At 52.6% G+C, this 19,731-nt stretch carries 17 protein-coding genes; 10 read left to right on the forward strand and 7 right to left on the reverse strand.

Annotated elements, in window-relative coordinates:
* Positions 1-81: 81 nt before the first annotated feature.
* The 6 genes from NC856_RS01910 to NC856_RS01935 all read right to left on the reverse strand — a co-directional run bounded on the left by NC856_RS01910 (position 82) and on the right by NC856_RS01935 (position 8,127).
* Positions 82-1,782 (reverse strand): glycoside hydrolase family 13 protein, encoded by a 1,701-nt coding sequence (locus NC856_RS01910; RefSeq protein WP_264088890.1) that lies wholly within the window; start codon positions 1,780-1,782, stop codon positions 82-84.
* Between the two features lie 610 nt (positions 1,783-2,392).
* A complete protein-coding gene (locus NC856_RS01915; RefSeq protein WP_264088719.1) occupies positions 2,393-3,439 on the reverse strand; it encodes an oxidoreductase in 1,047 nt (348 codons plus the stop codon).
* 100 nt (positions 3,440-3,539) lie between these two features.
* Positions 3,540-4,475 carry an arabinose operon transcriptional regulator AraC gene (araC, locus tag NC856_RS01920; RefSeq protein WP_264088720.1) on the reverse strand — a complete coding sequence of 312 codons (936 nt, stop codon included), beginning with the start codon at positions 4,473-4,475 and terminating at the stop codon, positions 3,540-3,542.
* Positions 4,476-4,499: 24 nt separating this feature from the next.
* A complete protein-coding gene (gene araH, locus NC856_RS01925) occupies positions 4,500-5,486 on the reverse strand; it encodes an L-arabinose ABC transporter permease AraH (protein WP_264088721.1) in 987 nt (328 codons plus the stop codon).
* A gap of 18 nt (positions 5,487-5,504) precedes the next feature.
* Entirely contained in the window at positions 5,505-7,028 is a 1,524-nt protein-coding gene (araG, locus tag NC856_RS01930) for an L-arabinose ABC transporter ATP-binding protein AraG (RefSeq protein ID WP_264088722.1), read from the reverse strand.
* Between the two features lie 115 nt (positions 7,029-7,143).
* A complete protein-coding gene (locus tag NC856_RS01935) occupies positions 7,144-8,127 on the reverse strand; it encodes an arabinose ABC transporter substrate-binding protein (RefSeq protein ID WP_264088723.1) in 984 nt (327 codons plus the stop codon).
* A 374-nt stretch (positions 8,128-8,501) separates the two neighbouring features.
* On the opposite strand from NC856_RS01935, the gene NC856_RS01940 reads away from it, so the two are divergent.
* From NC856_RS01940 to nth, 10 genes are all read left to right on the forward strand, one after another.
* Positions 8,502-10,187 carry a ribulokinase gene (locus NC856_RS01940; RefSeq protein ID WP_264088725.1) on the forward strand — a complete coding sequence of 562 codons (1,686 nt, stop codon included), beginning with the start codon at positions 8,502-8,504 and terminating at the stop codon, positions 10,185-10,187.
* A 47-nt stretch (positions 10,188-10,234) separates the two neighbouring features.
* The gene (gene araA / locus NC856_RS01945) at positions 10,235-11,740 is read left to right on the forward strand and encodes an L-arabinose isomerase (RefSeq protein WP_264088726.1); all 1,506 of its coding nucleotides are present in this window, start codon (positions 10,235-10,237) and stop codon (positions 11,738-11,740) included.
* Between the two features lie 163 nt (positions 11,741-11,903).
* Positions 11,904-12,119 carry a transcription modulator YdgT gene (gene ydgT / locus NC856_RS01950; RefSeq protein WP_113867250.1) on the forward strand — a complete coding sequence of 72 codons (216 nt, stop codon included), beginning with the start codon at positions 11,904-11,906 and terminating at the stop codon, positions 12,117-12,119.
* A 217-nt stretch (positions 12,120-12,336) separates the two neighbouring features.
* Positions 12,337-12,918, forward strand: a complete 582-nt coding sequence (gene rsxA, locus NC856_RS01955; protein ID WP_264088727.1) for an electron transport complex subunit RsxA — start codon at positions 12,337-12,339, stop codon at positions 12,916-12,918.
* Positions 12,918-13,496, forward strand: coding sequence for an electron transport complex subunit RsxB (gene rsxB, locus NC856_RS01960; protein WP_264088728.1), 579 nt, complete (start codon positions 12,918-12,920; stop codon positions 13,494-13,496). Before rsxA ends, rsxB begins: the two co-directional genes overlap by 1 nt.
* A complete protein-coding gene (gene rsxC / locus NC856_RS01965; RefSeq protein WP_264088729.1) occupies positions 13,489-15,528 on the forward strand; it encodes an electron transport complex subunit RsxC in 2,040 nt (679 codons plus the stop codon). Before rsxB ends, rsxC begins: the two co-directional genes overlap by 8 nt.
* The gene (gene rsxD, locus NC856_RS01970; RefSeq protein ID WP_264088730.1) at positions 15,529-16,584 is read left to right on the forward strand and encodes an electron transport complex subunit RsxD; all 1,056 of its coding nucleotides are present in this window, start codon (positions 15,529-15,531) and stop codon (positions 16,582-16,584) included.
* A gap of 9 nt (positions 16,585-16,593) precedes the next feature.
* The gene (rsxG, locus tag NC856_RS01975) at positions 16,594-17,223 is read left to right on the forward strand and encodes an electron transport complex subunit RsxG (protein WP_264088731.1); all 630 of its coding nucleotides are present in this window, start codon (positions 16,594-16,596) and stop codon (positions 17,221-17,223) included.
* Positions 17,220-17,921 carry an electron transport complex subunit E gene (locus NC856_RS01980; protein ID WP_264088732.1) on the forward strand — a complete coding sequence of 234 codons (702 nt, stop codon included), beginning with the start codon at positions 17,220-17,222 and terminating at the stop codon, positions 17,919-17,921. The genes rsxG and NC856_RS01980 overlap by 4 nt, the downstream gene beginning before the upstream one ends.
* Positions 17,918-18,553: an endonuclease III gene (gene nth / locus NC856_RS01985; RefSeq protein WP_264088733.1), complete on the forward strand. Its 636-nt coding sequence runs from the start codon at positions 17,918-17,920 to the stop codon at positions 18,551-18,553. Before NC856_RS01980 ends, nth begins: the two co-directional genes overlap by 4 nt.
* Before the next feature lie 94 nt (positions 18,554-18,647).
* On the opposite strand, the gene cysB is transcribed toward nth, so the two are convergent.
* Complete coding sequence (gene cysB / locus NC856_RS01990) at positions 18,648-19,622, reverse strand: HTH-type transcriptional regulator CysB (RefSeq protein WP_264088735.1); 975 nt, start codon at positions 19,620-19,622, stop codon at positions 18,648-18,650.
* Positions 19,623-19,731 lie beyond the last annotated feature (109 nt).

The raw sequence follows: 19,731 nt of genomic DNA on the forward strand, positions 1-19,731 counted from the left end.
AGCCGCCGTCACCAGATTAATGTAAAACCGGACAGCCTTTAAAGGCCATCCGGTGACTTACTACGCTGACTTGATGCCGGATTAATTCAGTTGATAAATACCTGACTGCCATGGCTGCAGTTCAAGCCTGGTGGCGCCGGGCTGTACGTGCGTTTTCATACCGCTTTCCAGCAGAGTCTTCTTAATCGGGGATGCGTCAGGCAGAGAATAGCTGATGGGCTGTTCCCTGAAATTCACTACGATCAGATATTTCTCGCCTTTCAGAGTACGGGTATAGGCATAAACGTCATTATTATTAGGATCAAGATCCTGATAAGCGCCATAGGTTAATGCCGGGGTTGCCTGTCTGATCGCAATCAGTTGACGATAGAAATTGTACACGGAATCGGGATCTTTGATCTGATCCGTCGCGTTGATTTCCTTGTAGTTCGGGTTAATGCGTAGCCACGGCGTACCTGCGGTGAAACCGGCGTTGTCGGCGTTGCTCCACTGGAATGGCGTGCGGCTATTGTCGCGGCTGGTTTGTTTAACATTAGCCAGAAACTCATCCGCCTTCACTTTTCCGGTTTTAACAAAGTCCTGCCAGAAACCTTTTACTTCGATATCATCGAAATCATCAATCTTTTGGAAAGGATAGTTGGTCATTGCCAATTCATCCCCTTGATAGATAAAGGGAGTGGCCCGTTGGGTTAACGCGATGGTGGCTAGCGCTTTGGCCGAAAGGACGCGCCACTGCGGGCGGTCGTCGCCAAAATGTGAGACGGCGCGCGGGTTATCGTGGTTGCTGAGGAAGAAGGTATTCCAGCCGTACTGACCTGCCATATCAACAAGCCGATTGTTGATCTGACGGAATTGAGACAGCGTCCAGTCATTACTGCGCCATCTCTCCTCAACCGAGCGGTCGAGACGAATAAGATCAAAAGAGAACGCCATATCCAACTCTTTACGACGCTGGTCAATAAACGGCGCGGCCTCTTCCAGTGGTACGCCAAAGATTTCCCCCGCTGACACCACATCATATTTCGACAGTACCTTCTGATTCATTTCCCGAAGGTAGCGGTGAAGGTTCGGTCCCTGAGTATAGGTGTAGGCGAAGTTTTTAAGTTGTTCGGTCGTGAGATCAGGAAAAGCCGGGTTTTTCGAGAATGTCGCGACGGTATCCACCCGCAGGCCGGATACCCCTTTATTAATCCAGAAGCGCATCATATCGTAAACCTCTTCACGCACTTTAGGATTATCCCAGTTCAGGTCAGGCTGATTCACGCCGAAATAATGCAGATAATACTGATCTGTGGCACTGTCCTTCTGCCAGGCCGATCCGCCAAAAAAGGAGGGGTAGTTATTCGGCGGATTGTTGTTTTTGCCATCACGCCAGATGTAGTAATCACGATAAGGATTATCTTTCGATTTTCTACTTTCAACAAACCATTGATTCTGATCGCTGCTGTGATTGGCGACAACATCAATCATCAGTCGCATATCGCGTTTTTTCATTTCAGAAATAAGGCGATCGAAATCGTCCATATTTCCATACTCTTTCATTATCTTCCGGTAATCACGAATATCGTAGCCATTATCCTTATTTGGCGAATCATAATGCGGATTAATCCAAATAGCATTAATACCGAGATTTTTTAAATAATCCAGTTTCTCGGTGATCCCCTGCAAGTCGCCGATGCCATCTCCATTGCTATCTTTAAATGACCGAGGGTAAACCTGATAAAATACGGCTTCTTTCCACCATGCAGGCTGATCTGAAACGCCATCATTAATTGCCACAATAGATGAATCATCCGTTTTATCCACTTGCGGCAACGCATTGCATAATCCAGAAAAAGTCAATCCTGACAGCAAGATAGCACTAAATTTTAAATATTTTCTCACTATAAGCATACAATCATTCCATCCATAAATAATTACTTTTAAGTTTAAATTAATAAACTTCGTTTCTTTTTTTCCATGTAGGATATCAGTGCCGAGTTAAGCATGTATGTTCTATGAATATACTGCGACCTGAATAAGTCATATATATTGACTTTGGTCGCTTACTTTACTGCGTAATCAATGATGGTCAACTTATAGTTCACAAGATAATTTTTATGTGCTTATGTTTTTGCAGTATTGATATATTACATATAAAATAAAGGCGAAAAAATATTCCCCAATAAAATTAGCATAATTATAACATTAATTATTTTTTTTAACGAAAATAGAAAGTCCAGGCTGAAAGCAACGATTTTGAACGCTAAAAATCTATTTGGTTAGCAAGCCCAGGCAGCGTCGGGTTACCAGAATTTGGAGTCATCGTGAAACAAAAAACCCCGGCGATAAAACCAGGGATGGGTGTATATGTATAAGAGACAGCCCTACCGGGAAGATCGAAAGGTCAAACCTAGCTATTTTTTACCGTCATGGTTTTTTTCTGTTGATAAGAGAGCAGCCCCAGTTCGATCAATTCCATCACCTGAATGGCCTGATGCACGCTGACCGGGTTATCCCCTTTGCCGGTTAACGCGTTGCGGATAGCGGCATAGTAAGCAGGATAGTCGCCGGGTATGGTTGTGACGGCCTGCTCTACCATCATGCCGTCACGGTGCAGCGTCAGCAGGCCATCTTGCTTATCCTGTCCCCAGTTCGCCGACGGCGGACGTTGCCCGGCTTTGAGATGATCTTCCTGCGGATCAACGCCGAACTTCACAAAACTGCCTCGCGTACCGTGAACGATATATCGCGCCGTAGGCGCCGCCGCCAGCATACTCGCGTGTAACGCCACGCGGCGCTGGGGATAAATCAAGGTGGCATGGAAATAATCGACCGCTTTGCTGCCGGGCCTTAATTGCGCCATATCAACCTGGATCGCCACCGGTAAACCAAATAGCTGCAATACCTGGTCGATCAAGTGCGGCCCCAGATCGTACCAGATGCCGCTCCCTTCGCTGCCATCTTCACGCCAGCGCTGACGGACTTCAGGACGGAAACGGTCGAAGTGGGATTCCATATACACCACATCGCCTAACGCGCCGCTGTGCAGCAGATTTTTCAGCGTAAGGAAATCGCTGTCCCAGCGACGGTTGTGAAACACCGACAGCAGTTTGCCTTTATGCTCCGCCGCCGCGCCGAGTTCGTGCGCCTGCGACAGGGTGACGGTAAAGGGCTTATCGACCACCACATGTTTCCCTGCCTCCAGCGCCTGGCGAGCCAGAGGAAAGTGCGTGTCATTCGGCGTGGGAATAACAATCAGATCAATATTCGGATCGTTAAACAGCGTTTGCGGATCACGTTCAATACGCAGGGTTGCCCAATCTGCATGAACCTTATCCGCATCGCTGCTGGACACCGCGGCCAGTTCCATTCCCGGCGTACCGGCAATAAGCGGTGCATGAAACGTTTTGCTGGCATAACCATAACCCAGTAATCCAACACGGACGGTGTTACTCATGAAGATTCCCCTTAATGCGTTTACCCAATGTGAATGTCAGTATAGCACCGGGACAACCCCCTATTTTTAGCTATTTTGCCGCTTTTGCCGTTCGTCTCGTTCAGATGCCAACCACGCCAGTGGTTTGATTGTCCCAGCGCGAAGCCTCGCGCGTTTTAGCTGGCGGGTAGTTGATTTCACTACTGCGCCGCCGGAAATCACTGGGACTGACGCCCACGCGTTTTCGGAATACTCTGGAGAAATAAAGCTGATCATCATAGCCGACCACTCTGCCGATATTGGCGATCGACTCCTGTGTGGTCTGCAACAACAGCTTGGCCCGAATAACCCGCTGCTCTTCACGCCAGCGCAGAATATTGATGCCCACCTGCTCACGGAACAGATGCGCCAGACGCGATGGCGACAAACAAACATGGCGCGCCACGTCCTCAATCCGCAACTCCCCTGCCAGGTTGCCGGTAATGAACTGGCAAGCTTCAATCACCCGCGGGTCCATGATTTTCTGCGGACTTAGAGGATCTTCCTCCATTGCTCTCAGCAGCAGGCGCTCCAGCAGGTTCATCCCCAGTTCTTCCGAAAAGCGCCGCCCGGAGCGCTGCGTCTGTTCGATATTGGCAAACAGCCGATCAAACTCCAGTAAAAGCGGATTCGTCGTCAGGCTCAGACGTCCCACGCCACAATGTTGACAATGCCACTCCAGCCAATCCGCCCAGTAACCGCGCGGTCGGAAATAGACCCAGCGGTGATACCAGCAATCACTGTCAGGCGAGCGTCCATAGAAATGTTTCGATTTAGGGGGAAACAACAGCAAATCCCCTGGGTTGCAATAGAATGCATCATCGCCATCAAAAACCTGTCCTTGTCCTTTAATGGTGAGATTAATGATGTAGCCTTTCATGCCGTCAGGACGATCGATAAAGAAATCAAGCGGCCCCTCGGCCAGAATGGGCGTCAACCCGGCGACCAGATACGCGTTGAACGAATACCCCGGCAGCAACGGATTAGACTGGGATTGATGCGCCATGCGGTGATACATCGGACCTCCAGGCTCAATAATCGTTTATATGGTCTTCTTCGACAGTTGTTTGTAACGGTCAAAAATCACCGCCGCCAACAGGATCAACCCACGAACCACATATTGGGCAAACGGCGAGATATTCAGCAGGTTCATCGCGTTTTCCACCGTCCCCAGGATCAGCACCCCGGCAACCACATAGGAAATCTTGCCGATCCCGCCTTTCAACGATACCCCGCCCAGTACGCAAGCCGAAATGACGATAAGCTCATAACCGATGGAGGTCATCGGCTGCCCGCTGGTCATGCGCGACGCCAGAATGATGCCCGCCGCCGCAGAAACCAGCCCGGAAAGCGCGAAGATGATAATTCTGGTGCGCACCACGGGAACCCCCGCCAGACGCGCCGCTTCTTCGTTGCCGCCAATCGCCAGCGTATTCCGGCCAAAAGTAGTTTTATTCAGCAGCAACCCAAACAGGATCATACATCCCACGGTGATCCAGATCGGCGCGGGCAATCCCAGCCAGTTGGCATATCCCAATTCAAAGAAACGTTCATCCTCAATCCCAACCGCTTTACCATCGGAAATGATATAAGCCAGACCACGGGCAATCTGCATGGTGGCAAGCGTGGTGATCAGCGCGTTGATTTTGAGTCTGGCAATGACGAAGCCGTTCAGCAGACCAAATGCCACGCCTAGCAGCAGGCCCGCGCCGATACCAATCCACAGGCTTTCGCTGATATTGATGACCACCGCGGTCGTTACGCCCGCACAGGCGATGATCGACGCCACTGACAGGTCAAAATCGCCGGAAGCCAGGCAGAATAACATACCGCAAGCCACCATGCCGGACATGGAGATTGCCAGCCCCAATCCTTTCATATTAATAAAACTGGCGAAATTAGGCACAAAGATCGCACATGCGATAAACAGCACGGCAAAAACCACCAGCATGCCGTAGTTGTCCCAAATGCGTGACATCCCCAGCGCGTTTTTCTTTTTTGCCGGCGTAGCAGATGTAACCGTTGACATTATTTGGCTCCTTCGCGGTCAGGCAACCGCGGATTCGATATCAGGGGTTTGTAACATTGCCAGACTCAGCACCTTCTGCTCCGTGGCTTCATCATGGGAGAGTTCACCGGAAACGGCGCCTTCGCGCATCACCAGGATACGGTCAGCCAGCCCAAGCACTTCGGGTAGATCACTGGACGCGAACAACACGGCAATCCCTTGTTTCGCCAGCGCATAAATCACATGGTAAATCTCATGTCTGGCGCCCACATCAATGCCGCGGGTGGGTTCATCCAGCAAAATGACTTTCATCTCTTCCGACAGCCAGCGTCCGAGGATCGCCTTCTGCTGGTTTCCCCCGGAAAGATTCATGATCAGTTGATCCCCCGACGGCGTTTTGATGTTCAGCGCGTCAATGCGGCGGGCCGCGTTATCCTCCTCCCACTGTTTATCGATAATGAAACCGGCTTTTAAGCTTTTGCGTCGTGCGCTGATATTGATGTTGTCACGCACAGAATGCACAGGAATGATGCCATCGGCCTTGCGATCCTCAGGGCATAACATCACGCCCTGACGGATCGCATCGATCGGCGAGTTTACCGTCAACGGTTTGCCGTCCAGCAATACCTGGCCTGACGTAATCCGCGTTGCGCCGAATAATCCTCTCAACAATTCGCTGCGGCCCGCGCCGACCAAGCCAAACAGCCCGACAATTTCGCCTTGCCGGACATGCAGCGAAACCGTCGATTTTACCCCCGGCGCTTTCACCTCTTTCAGCGTCAATCGCTCGTCGCCGAGCGGACGCGGCTGATAGCCATAGATATCGCCCAGATCGCGTCCCACCATAGCTTGTACCAGCAGTTCATGATTTACCTGCCGCCGATCGTCAAACGTGCGCACATAGCGACCATCTTTAAACACGGTAATCGCATCACTCAGTGCGAAAATTTCTTCCATACGGTGCGAAACATACATAATGACCCGCCCTTCGGCGCGCAACTCTTTAATCACGCGGAATAGCTGTTCGATTTCACGGGCCGAGAGCGAACTGGTGGGTTCGTCGAAAGCAATGATTTTAGCGTTACGGGCCAGCGCTTTGGCGATCTCCACCATTTGCCATTGTCCGATAGACAGGTATTTCAACGGGGTATCCGGGTCGAGATCCAACCCCAGATGTTCGAGTTGTAATTGGGTCTCATAACGCAGCAACGAATAATTAACCATGCCGTATTTATGCGGCAACTGGCCAAGATAGATATTCTCAGCGACCGTCATTTCCGGCACCAGATGCAGTTCCTGATAGATAATCGCTACCCCGGCATTCAGGGCGTCCATCGTGTTATTGAACTGAACCGGCCTGCCCTGAATATGAATTTCCCCCGTCGAGGGCGCATAGTTACCACTCAGAATTTTCAATAAGGTGGATTTACCCGCCCCATTTTCCCCCATCAAGGCATGGATCTGTCCGGCCTGGCAGGAGAAACTGATATCCGCAAGCGCCTTGACGCCGGGAAACGTTTTACCAATGCCATGAAACGACAAATAGGGTGACTGTGCTGTCATGTCCGTTTCCTCACGGTTAACCGCTGACCACCACGTCAGCGAACCTTACGTCAGCCGCATATCGGCTGGCTGAATAACGTTTAGGGCAGACGTGGACTGCCTTTCCCCACCCGCCTCACATCAGGCCCTTTTTCGCCAGTTCGACCTTGAAGTTTTCACGCGTGATCAGCACCACATCCGTCACCTCTGTAAATTTTTGCGGTTCAACCCCGTTGGTAACCCAGTCGTTCAACATCTGGATACTTTTATAGCCATGTACGTCCGGGCTGGGCAGCAACGAGCCATAGAAACCGGTCGCCTGACCTTTGGACAGTTCACTCACCGCATCCACGCCGTTGATGCCAATGCCAATCACATTCGCGGCTTTAAAGCCCTGTCCTTCGGTGGCGCGAACGCCCCCCAGCACGGTGTTGTCGTTCATACCGACGATCAGCCAGTTTTTCACTTTCGGGTGCTGCACGAGCATGGAGTTGGCGGCATCAAACGCGCCGGGGATATCGTTGGATTTAGTGGGTACCTGATAGATTTGCTGTGCCGGGAAACCGGACGCTTTCAACGCTTCCATCGAACCGCTGGTACGGCGACGCGCGGTATCCAGTTCGTTGGCGGTAATCGCCATGACTGCGGTTTCATCCACCTTCCAGCCACGTTTGTGCATTTCTTTCCACAGTTCCTGTCCCTGACGCTCGCCGATTTTGGTTGCCGCCATCATGACCAGCGGCACGGTATCCATCGGCTCGCCTTTGGCATTGACAAACTGATCATCCACTGCGATGACTTTCAAATCATAACTGCGTGCTTTGGCGACAATCGCCGCGCCCAGTTTGGGATCGGGCGTACAGATAACAAAGCCTTTCGCGCCGCTGGCCGCCAGACTATCAATGGCATTCAGGGTTTTCTCTCCATCGGGAACCGCAATTTTAATCACATCAAAACCGAGATCCTTTCCTGCCTTATCCGCAAACCGCCATTCGGTCTGAAACCAGGGTTCTTCCGGTTGTTTAACCAGAAACCCCAGTTTTAATGTTTCGGCGATAGCCGATTGTGACATAACGGCAGCCAGCCCGATTGTTGCCAGCGCCTTAGTGAATTTATGCATGATGTTCTCCGCTATGGTTATTTTTTTATTCCCCGGTCAGACCGGTATATATCATGGTTCCTGGTACGCCATTTCAGACTTGAATAAAGGAAAAACACAGGCTTAGCACCATTCTTTCATTTATAGGCATTCAGACGCCCTAAGTTTTAGCCGCTATTTTCATCAAGAATATAGAGCGCTATCACATCCCGGAATAACGACAGGTTTGTGCATATATTTAGCAAATTTAACCAGTCGTTAACTTTTGACGACCATCACAAAATGACTGCCGATGACAGAAAAATACATACTTCCAGCTAACGGCTCCTCACGCCCTCGCCTATCCCTTGTCTATCGTTGACCACAATAAAAACGGAATGAACAGGAGCGGAGCAATGCGTGCGGGTGCGATTACGATTGGCCTCGATTTTGGCAGTGATTCGGTGCGCGCCCTGGCCGTTGAGTGCCATTCCGGGCGGGAATTGGAAACAGAAGTGGTCTATTACCCGCGCTGGCGTGAAGGCAAGTATTGCCAACCGGCCAATAACCAATTCCGGCATCATCCTCTGGATTACATTGAATCAATGGAACAGGCTATCCGGTTAGTGATGACACGCTTGACAGCCAGACAGCGTCAACAGGTTATCGGCATCGGCGTGGACGCGACAGGCTCGACGCCAGCGCCGATTGATGAACGCGGACAGGTGCTGGCGTTGCGTCCTGAATTCGCCGATAACCCCAACGCGATGTTTGTGTTGTGGAAAGATCACACGGCGATAGAGGAAGCGGACGCAATCACTATGTTGTGCCGTAGCGGACAATTCCCGGATTACACTCGCTATATTGGCGGCGTCTACTCCTCAGAATGGTTCTGGGCAAAAATTCTGCATATTTCGCGTGAAGACGCCGATGTCCGCCGGCATGCCGTCTCCTGGATCGAATTATGTGATTGGGTGCCGGCGTTGCTTTCCGGTACGCTCGCGCCTGAGCAAATCAAACGCGGACGCTGTAGCGCCGGACACAAATCCCTGTGGCATCCTCACTGGGGCGGTTTGCCGCCCCAGGCTTTCCTGCACGCGCTCGATCCCTGTCTGACCGAACGATTGCAATATCCGATGTTTAGCGAAACCTGGACGGCCAATCGGCCCGTTGGCAACCTCACCGTCGAGTGGACGCAACGGCTGGGGTTACCTGATGGCGTGACGATTGCGGGCGGCGCATTCGACTGTCATGTCGGCGCCGTTGGCGCAGGCGCACAGCCATATACGCTGGTTAAAGTCATCGGCACCTCCACCTGCGACATTTTGATCGCTGATGAGGCGCGGATTGCCGATCGCACGATCGCCGGGATCTGCGGACAAGTGGATGGCAGCGTGATGCCCGGTTACATCGGGCTGGAAGCCGGACAATCCGCTTTCGGTGATATGTATGCCTGGTTCGGTCGGCTGTTGAATTGGTCTTTGCGGCAAGCCATGCAGGATTACCCGCAACTCAATGCGCAGCTACAGGCAACGGAAAGTCAATTGCTTGAACGGCTCACGCAAGCGTGGGCCGCCAATCCCACGTTGGATCATTTGCCGGTGGTGCTCGACTGGTTTAACGGACGCAGAACACCGTTTGCGAATCAACGTTTGCAAGGCGTGATCGCCGATCTCAATCTCGGTACCGACGCGCCAACGTTGTTTGGCGGATTTATCGCGGCAACCGCTTTCGGCGCGCGCGCCATCATGGAGTGTTTTGAAAATCAGGGCGTCCCGGTTGAAAACATTCTGGCGTTGGGCGGTATCGCCCGTAAATCCCCGACCATTATGCAGGTTTGCGCCGATGTCATGAATCGTCCGTTGCAAATCGTCGCTTCCGACCAATGCTGCGCGTTGGGCGCCGCTATTTTCGCCGCCGTCGCCGCGGGCGAGCATGCCGATATTCCGACCGCGCAGCGGCATATGGCCAGCCCCATCGAACGCACGCTGACGCCGAAGCGTCAGGGCGTTGCGCGCTATCAACAGCTTTACCAACGTTACCAGCAGTGGTGCCATCTGGCCGAACCCGCTTACCGCCCGACAGCCAGATCGGACACTTGAACCGATTATTTTCTTCCCCCACAGGGAAAAGCGAAACAGGAGTCATCATGGATCACTTTAAGCAGCTTGAAGTCTGGTTTGTCATCGGCAGCCAACACCTGTACGGCCCGGAAACCTTACGTCAGGTAAAAGAGAATGGGGAAAATGTCGTCGCCGGGCTGAATCAGGAAGGCGGACTGCCGGTAAAACTGGTGCTGAAACCGCTGGTGAAAACCCCGGATGAAATCACCGCCCTGTGCCGCGACGCGAACTATCAGGATAGCTGCATCGGGGTGCTCCTCTGGTTGCACACCTTCTCTCCGGCCAAAATGTGGATTGGCGGACTGCGTATTCTTCATAAACCGCTGCTGCAATTCCATACCCAGTTCAACGCCGAAATTCCGTGGAACACCATGGATATGGATTTTATGAACCTGAATCAAACGGCGCACGGCGGCCGAGAGTTCGGGTTTATTGGCGCGCGGATGCATCAGGCGCATCAGGTGGTGGTCGGTCACTGGCAGGATAAAAGCGCGCATCAGCGCATTGCCAAATGGATGCGCGTCGCCGCGGCGATTCAGGAAAGCAAACATCTGAAACTGGCGCGCTTTGGCGACAACATGCGCGAAGTGGCGGTCACTGAAGGCGATAAAGTCGGGGCGCAGATCCAGTTCGGCTACGCCGTCAGCGCCTGGGGACTAGGCGATTTAGCGGCTGTCGTCGATGCGGTCTCCAAAGGGGATATCGACACGTTGATCGAAGAATACGAAGCCAGTTATCAACTGACGGATGCGGTTAAACTGCATGGCCCGAATCGTCAGAATCTGTTGGATGCGGCCCAGATTGAACTGGGTATGAAACGCTTTCTGCAACAAGGCGGCTATAGCGCTTTCACCACGGATTTTGAGAACCTCCACGGACTAAAACAGTTGCCGGGACTGGCGGTACAGCGTCTGATGCAACAAGGTTACGGTTTTGGCGGCGAGGGCGACTGGAAAACGGCGGCCCTGCTACGCATTATGAAAGTGATGGCGAACGGATTGCCGGGCGGCACATCGTTTATGGAGGACTACACCTATAACTTCGAGCATAACAATAATCTGGTTGTCGGTTCCCACATGCTGGAAGTCTGTCCCAGCATCGCCAAAGAGCAGAAACCGCTGCTGGATGTTCAGCCTCTGGGGATTGGCGGTAAGGCTGACCCTGCCCGCCTGATTTTCTCCGTACCGGCAGGTCTTTCGCTCAATGCCAGCGTGATCGATATGGGCGATCGTTTTCGCATGTTGGTTAATGTGGTGGATACCATAGAACAGCCGCATCCCTTACCCAAACTGCCCGTCGCGCGGGCGATCTGGAAAGCCCAACCCTCGCTGGCCCTGGCTGCCGAAACCTGGATCCTGGCGGGCGGCGCCCACCATACGGTATTCAGTCAGGCGCTGGATCTGGACTTTATGCGGTTGTATGCCGAAATGCAGAATATTGAACTGCTGGTCATTGATAACGATACCCGCCTTCCCGCATTTAAAGACGCGCTGCGTTGGAATGAACTCTATTACAAGCTTTATTCGCACTAGTATCGCCAATGGAGGGGGGTTTTTATCACCTTCCATTGCGTTTTATTCTCTGTTATCAAAAATCCGATTTTTCTATTTTCTTTTCCCATTCAACGCTGGACAGCGTTTATCTGTTGCATATACTTAATCATCTCAATTACATAACTATCTATGTTCATTTACTATGACCGTTCATGACTACTTGCTTAAATTCAGAAAAGTAAGCACCACGGAAAGTCTGGAAAAACTGTTCGACCACCTCAATTATTCTCTGACGGATAATCAGGAAATCATCAATATGTACCGTGCTGCCGACCATCGTCGGGCAGAATTGGCGGCTGGCGGAAAGTTATTTGATTTAGGCTGCGTGCCTAAATCAATATGGCATTATGTGATATAACACTGCGGTGTTATTATTTTCTCTTGTCGAATAGTTATGCATTCACACCAATTTATGGCTATCACATTTTTTTACGATGGATAGCCTCTGCATTCCCGAAAAGAGAGATACAAAGCGGCTATTTCCTGTGGTTTCGCCCATAACCCTACAGTGGGTATGTTGTCGAAAGCCCGACAATGCCCGATAATATGCGGGTTTTGTTTTTTTAGGCACCGTAATGACCGAATACGCTTTATTATTTGTCAGCATCCTCCTGGTGAACAATTTCGTTCTGGTGAAATTCCTGGGGTTATGTCCGTTCATGGGCGTGTCCAGAAAACTGGAAACGGCCATTGGCCTGGGGCTGGCAACCACCTTCGTCATGACACTGGGCTCCATGTTTTCCTGGTTGATCAATGCGTTCATTTTGCAGCCGCTGGATATCCTTTATCTGCGGACTATGGCGTTTATTCTGGTTTTGGCGTTTGTGGTGCAGTTTTCCGAAATGTTTGTGCGTAAAGCCAGCCCTGATCTCTATCGTTTGCTGGGAATTTTCCTGCCGTTGATTACCACCAATTGCGCGGTACTGGGCGTGGTATTGCTTAATGTGAATATGGCGCACGGTTTTCTTCAGTCAACCATATACGGGTTTGGCGGCGCAGTGGGCTTCTCTTTGGTCATGGTGCTGTTTGCCGCGATCCGCGAACGTATTGCGGTGTCTGATGTTCCCGCGCCATTCAGGGGGAGCGCCATCGCCTTGATCACCGCCGGACTAATGTCGCTGGCCTTTATGGGTTTTACCGGCCTGGTGAAATTCTGATGACCGCGATTTGGATTGCCATTACAGCGCTCAGCGCGCTCGCCTTGTGCTTCGGCCTCATTCTTGGCTATGCTTCCCGACGCTTTCAAGTTGAAAGCGATCCGGTGGTCGAACAGGTCGAGGCCATGTTGCCACAGAGCCAATGCGGTCAGTGCGGTTACCCTGGTTGCCGCCCTTATGCGGAAGCGGTGTGTCTGAATGGCGAAAGCATCAACAAATGCGGGCCGGGTGGCGAAGCGATGATGCTCAAGTTGGCTGAAAAACTGAATATCGAACCCCAGCCGCTCGATGGAGACAGCGCTGTGCTGAATCCCGAACGCAAAGTGGCGTGGATCGATGAGAGCAATTGTATCGGCTGCACCAAATGCATTCAGGCCTGTCCGGTGGATGCCATCGTCGGCAGCACCAAAGCCGTGCACACCGTGGTCAGTGATTTATGTACCGGTTGCGACCTGTGCGTATCGCCCTGCCCGACAGACTGTATTGAGTTGCGTTCCATTGCGCCGACGCCCGCCAACTGGAAGTGGGATCTCGATACGATCCCGGTTCGCGTTATTCAAGTAGAACAACATGCTTAAGCTGTTATCCGCCTTTAAAAAAGACAAGATTTGGGATTTCGCTGGCGGTATCCATCCACCGGAAATGAAAACGCAATCCAGCCGGGTTCCGTTACGCCACATTTCTTTGCCTGATCAGCTTATTATTCCGTTGAAACAACATCTGGGCCCAGAAGGGGAATTATGCGTCAACGTGGGCGAACACGTACTGCGCGGTCAGCCGTTGACCATCGGCAAAGGACGAACCCTCCCGGTTCATGCCCCGACCTCCGGCACGATCCACGCCATTCGTCAACACATGACGGCACACCCTTCCGCGTTGCCGGAATTAAGCGTTATCCTCATCCCCGACGGAGAAGATCGCTGGTGTGAACGTCCTACGCTGGTCGATTACCGCACTCAGTCCGCCGCTACGCTGCTGGCCCATCTTCATCAGGCGGGGATTGCCGGTCTTGGCGGCGCGGGCTTCCCTACCGCTGCAAAATTACAAGGCGGCCTGCGTGGGATCGAAACGCTGATCATTAATGCGGCAGAGTGCGAACCTTACATCACGGCGGATGACCGGCTGATGCAGGAGTGTGCCGATGAAATTGTACAAGGCATCGATATTCTTGCTTTTCTGCTGCAACCGCAGCGCCTGCTGATCGGGATTGAAGATAACAAACCCGAAGCTATTGACGCCCTGCGTCATGCATTAAGTCAGCGCGACGATATACAACTACGTGTGATCCCGACTAAATATCCGTCCGGGGGCGCCAAGCAACTCACTAAAATTCTGACCGGCAAAGAAGTGCCGTTTGGCAAGCACTCCGCATCCATTGGCGTGCTGATGCAGAACGTGGGAACCATCTTTGCCATTAAACGCGCTGTAATCGATGGCGAACCCATGACCGAACGCGTGGTGACGCTGACCGGGGAAGCATTGCGCCAGCCCGGTAATGTTTGGGCGCGGCTGGGTACGCCGGTGCGTCATTTACTCAAACACGCCGGTTTCCAGGCTAATAAACAACCGATGGTGATTATGGGCGGGCCGCTGATGGGCTTTACATTGCCGTCACTGGATGTGCCGATAGTCAAAATCAGTAACTGTCTGCTGGCGCCTTCTCATACCGAGATCGAACCCGTCGCCGACGAGCAATCGTGCATACGTTGCAGCCAATGCGCTGATGCTTGCCCTGCCGGACTATTGCCGCAACAGTTATATTGGTTCAGCCGTGGGCAGGAACATGAAAAGGCCCGCGATCATCATTTATTCGACTGCATTGAGTGCGGCGCCTGCGCTTACGTTTGTCCAAGCAATATCCCGCTGGTGCAATATTACCGGCAGGAAAAAGCCGAAATTCGCGCCATTGATGAAGAGACGCAACGTGCCGCGCAAGCCAAACTGCGCTTTGAAGCGAAGCAGGCGCGTCTTGAGCGTGAAAAACTGGCGCGTGAATTACGACATAAGCAGGCTGCCGCCGGCGTTTCCACCAGCGATAAGCAAGCAGTTCAGGCTGCGCTGGAACGCGTTCGCCAGAAAAAGAGCGCCGATGCAGCTTCAGTCATTAATGTCGTATCCGGCCAGCAACCGGATAACAGTGAAGTCATTGCAGCTCGCGCCGCGCGCAAAGCACAAGCACGGGAAAATCAAGCGATGGCGAAAACTATTGCGGCTGATAGCGCAGACACGCCGGCGCTTGAAAGTGATCCTCGCAAGGCGGCGGTGGCCGCCGCGCTCGCCCGCGTGAAAGCGCGTAAAGCCGCGCAAGCGGCTGGCGATACTACAGCGTTAGCTGAACCCGCCGCACCGGAACGCGACAATAACACCAATGACGACTCCGCCGATCCGCGTAAAGCCGCTGTCGCCGCGGCAATTGCCCGCGTGAAAGCGCGTAAAGCCGCGCAAGCGGCTGGCGATACTATAGCGTTAGCTGAACCCGCCGCACCGGAACGCGACAACAACACCAATGACGACTCCGCCGATCCGCGTAAAGCCGCTGTCGCCGCGGCAATTGCTCGCGTGAAAGCGCGTAAGGCCGCGCAAGCGGCATCGACGTTTCAAGAGGAATAAATGGCTTTCAAAATCGCGAGTTCGCCCTTTACTCATAATCAGCAACGCACTCAGCACATTATGCTGTTGGTTATCATGGCATGTATCCCTGGCATGCTGGCGCAGTATTATTTTTTCGGCTACGGCAACCTGATTCAAGTTGGCCTGGCCGCAGCGACCGCGCTGATCGCCGAAGCGGTGACAGTGTCACTAAGAAAATTTAATGTACGTGCGGCGCTGGCGGATAATTCGGCGCTGCTGACCGCGATCCTGCTTGGCATCAGCCTGCCTCCGCTGGCGCCGTGGTGGATGATTGTCATAGGAACCGCCTTCGCTATCGTAATAGCTAAACAACTGTATGGCGGACTAGGCCAGAACCCATTCAACCCGGCGATGATCGGCTACGTTGTTCTGCTTATCTCCTTTCCGGTACAGATGACCAGTTGGTTGCCCCCCGGCCCGCTTCAGGTTATGCCGATTGGTTTCTACGATTCGCTGATCGCCATTCTGTCTGGGCATACGCCGTCCGGTCATTCGGTGCAACAGTTGATGCAGACAGTCGATGGCGTCAGTCAGGCGACGCCGCTGGACACCTTCAAAACCGCTTTGCGCTCAGGTCAACAACCGCAGGATATTTTCCAGCAGCCACTCTTTGCAACCGCGATGGCCGGTATCGGCTGGCAGTGGGTCAACATCGGCTTTCTGATCGGTGGGGTATTCCTGTTGGCGCGCGGAACCATTCGCTGGCATATTCCGGTCAGTTTTTTGCTTAGTCTGACGCTATGTGCGACGCTGAGTTGGTGGCTGGCGCCGGAAAAATATGCCCCGCCCCTCCTGCATCTGCTTTCGGGCGCCACCATGTTGGGCGCATTCTTTATTGCTACCGACCCGGTCACCGCTTCAACCACCAACCAGGGACGTTTGATTTTTGGCGCGTTGATTGGCTTGTTAGTCTGGTTGATCAGAACGTATGGCGGTTATCCTGATGGCGTGGCCTTTGCTGTTTTGCTGGCGAACATTACTGTGCCATTGATTGACTATTACACTAAGCCGCGTGCTTACGGCCATCATCGCTAAGGAATCGCCATGTTTACCACTATGCGCCGCCATGCGACGACTCTGGCGCTGTTTGCCGCCTTTACCACTGCGTTGAGCGCGATGGTAAACAGCCTGACTGCGCCAACCATTTCAAGGCAGGCGTTACTGCAACAAAAAACACTATTGGATCAGGTGGTGCCGACTGACCGCTATAACAATGATATGCAGCAGGAATGTTACATTGTTATTGATTCGGCGCTGGGATCAACCTCCCCCCATCGACTGTTCGTTGCCCGTAAAGACGGCGTTCCCGTCGCGGCAGCGGTGGAAAGCACTGCGCCGGATGGTTATTCCGGCGCCATACAACTGCTGATTGGCGCCGACTTCACAGGCAATGTGCTGGGGACGCGGGTCACGGCGCACCGGGAAACGCCCGGATTAGGGGATAAAATCGAAATCCGTATTTCTGATTGGATCACCCGTTTTAGCGGTCAGACGGTACAAGGCAGTGACGATGCGCGCTGGGCGGTAAAAAAAGAAGGTGGTATGTTTGACCAGTTTACCGGGGCGACCATTACGCCGCGCGCGGTAATCAACAGCGTAAAACGCAGCACGCTGTATCTGCAAACGCTGCCGTCACAACTCAATACCCTGCCGGTTTGTGGAGAGAATAAATGAGTACGGCCAAACATCTGCTGATTCAGGGATTATGGAAAAACAACTCGGCGCTGGTGCAATTACTCGGCTTGTGTCCGCTGTTGGCGGTATCCTCCACCGTCACCAACGCGCTGGGATTAGGGCTGGCCACCACGCTGGTGCTGACCTGCACCAATGTCGCCGTCTCCCTGCTTAGACGCTGGGTTCCGGCTGAAATCCGCATTCCGATTTACGTCATGATTATCGCCTCTGTGGTAAGCGTGGTACAGATGTTGATCAACGCTTATGCCTATGGGTTATATCAATCTCTGGGGATTTTTATTCCACTGATTGTGACCAACTGCATTGTTATTGGCCGGGCAGAAGCCTTTGCTTCGAAGAACCCTGTCGGACTTTCGGCCATTGATGGTCTGGCTATGGGGCTGGGCGCCACCTGCGCGCTGGTTGTCCTGGGTTCGCTGCGCGAAATACTGGGCAACGGGACCTTATTCGACGGTGCGGACCTGCTGTTGGGCGATTGGGCCAAAGCGTTGCGCATTGAGGTGGTTCACCTGGATTCGCCATTCCTGCTGGCCATGTTGCCCCCCGGCGCCTTTATCGGTTTAGGGCTGATGCTGGCAGGGAAATACCTGATTGATGAAAAGATGAAACAGCGTCGGGAACGCGTTGCTCAGGCGGCAAAATCGTCCGCGACCAAGGTAGCTGGAGAAGCACGATGAACAAGGAAAAGCGGCTTGAGATCTTACGCAGATTACGCGCTAACGATCCTCATCCCACCACGGAACTGAAGTTCAATACGCCTTTTGAATTGTTGATTGCGGTTTTGCTCTCCGCGCAGGCAACCGACGTCAGCGTCAATAAGGCCACCGCCAGACTCTATCCGGTCGCGAATACCCCGCAAGCCATGCTCGCATTAGGCGTTGATGGCATCAAGCCGTACATCAAAACCATCGGCCTGTTTAACAGCAAGGCTGAGAACATCATCAAAACCTGTCGTATTCTGATTGATAAACATCACGGCCAGGTGCCTGAAGATCGCGTGGCGCTGGAAGCCTTGCCTGGCGTGGGCCGCAAAACCGCTAACGTGGTATTGAATACCGCTTTCGGTTGGCCGACGATTGCCGTGGATACCCACATTTTCCGCGTCAGTAACCGCACGGGCTTCGCGCCCGGCAAAAACGTCGAACAAGTTGAAGAAAAGCTGCTGAAAGTCGTTCCCGCTGAGTTTAAAGTCGATTGCCATCACTGGCTTATCCTGCATGGCCGTTACACTTGCGTCGCCCGAAAACCGCGTTGCGGCGCCTGCCTGATTGAAGATCTCTGCGAGTTCAAGGAAAAAGTTTACGCCTAGCCATATCCGGGAGCATTTGACCTTCCCGCCTTTGCACATAAAAAAGGCCAGACAATCTGGCCCTCTTTAATACCACAGCGATACCACGGCGGCTTCACTTCACTGGCAGCGTAATGTCTTTAAACATCGTTTCGATTTCATCATTCGATCGCAGCGCAACAGCGGCATCCACCACATCACGGGTAAGATGCGGGGCAAAACGCTGGATGAAATCATACATATAGCTTCTTAGGAAAGTGCTGCGACGGAAGCCGATTTTAGTGGTGCTGTAACTGAAAATACGGTTGGCGTTGATTGTCACCAAATCGGTTTCAATTTGTGGATCCACCGCCATGTTTGCAATCACGCCGACACCCAATCCCAGCCGGACATAGGTTTTAATCACATCGGCATCGGTCGCCGTAAAGACAATGCGCGGGGTCAGCCCGGCCCGATTAAACGCCGTGTCCAGTTCGGAACGGCCAGTAAAACCAAAGGTATAAGTGACGATCGGATAGGCCGCCAACTCTTCAATGGTAATGTCTTGTCTGGATGCCAGCGGATGATCGGGCGTCACCACCACTGCCCGGTTCCAGTGATAGCATGGCAACATGATCAAATCGTCATACAGATGCAGCGCTTCTGTAGCAATGGCGAAATCCGCCGTTCCCTTAGCCACCGCTTCCGCAATCTGGGTCGGCGAGCCTTGATGCATATGCAGCGAAACACGCGGGTAGCGCTCAATGAATCCTTTGATCACGCCGGGCAGCGCATAACGGGCTTGCGTATGCGTCGTCGCAACATACAGGGAACCTTTATCGGGATAAGTATGCTCGCCTGCGACAGCTTTGATGGCATCGACTTTGGAAAGGACTTCACGCGCAATACGAATGACTTCCTGTCCTGCGGGAGTAACCTGCGTCAGATGTTTTCCGCTACGGGCGAAAATCTGAATCCCCAGTTCATCCTCTAACATTCTGACTTGTTTACTGATCCCTGGCTGAGAGGTGTACAAACCCTCGGCGGTAGAAGAAACATTCAGATTGTGATTAACAACTTCAACAATATAACGAAGCTGTTGCAGTTTCATAGTTTATCCCATTCCCAATTGAGTTATGCGTGTGGCATCTAAGGTCAAATTTGATTTTATTGACGAAAATAGGCTTTGTAAGCCTATACGCTGGCGCAACTTTCATCAT

This window comes from Brenneria izbisi (assembly GCF_025840185.1).
GTDB classification, from domain to species: Bacteria; Pseudomonadota; Gammaproteobacteria; order Enterobacterales; family Enterobacteriaceae; genus Brenneria; species Brenneria izbisi.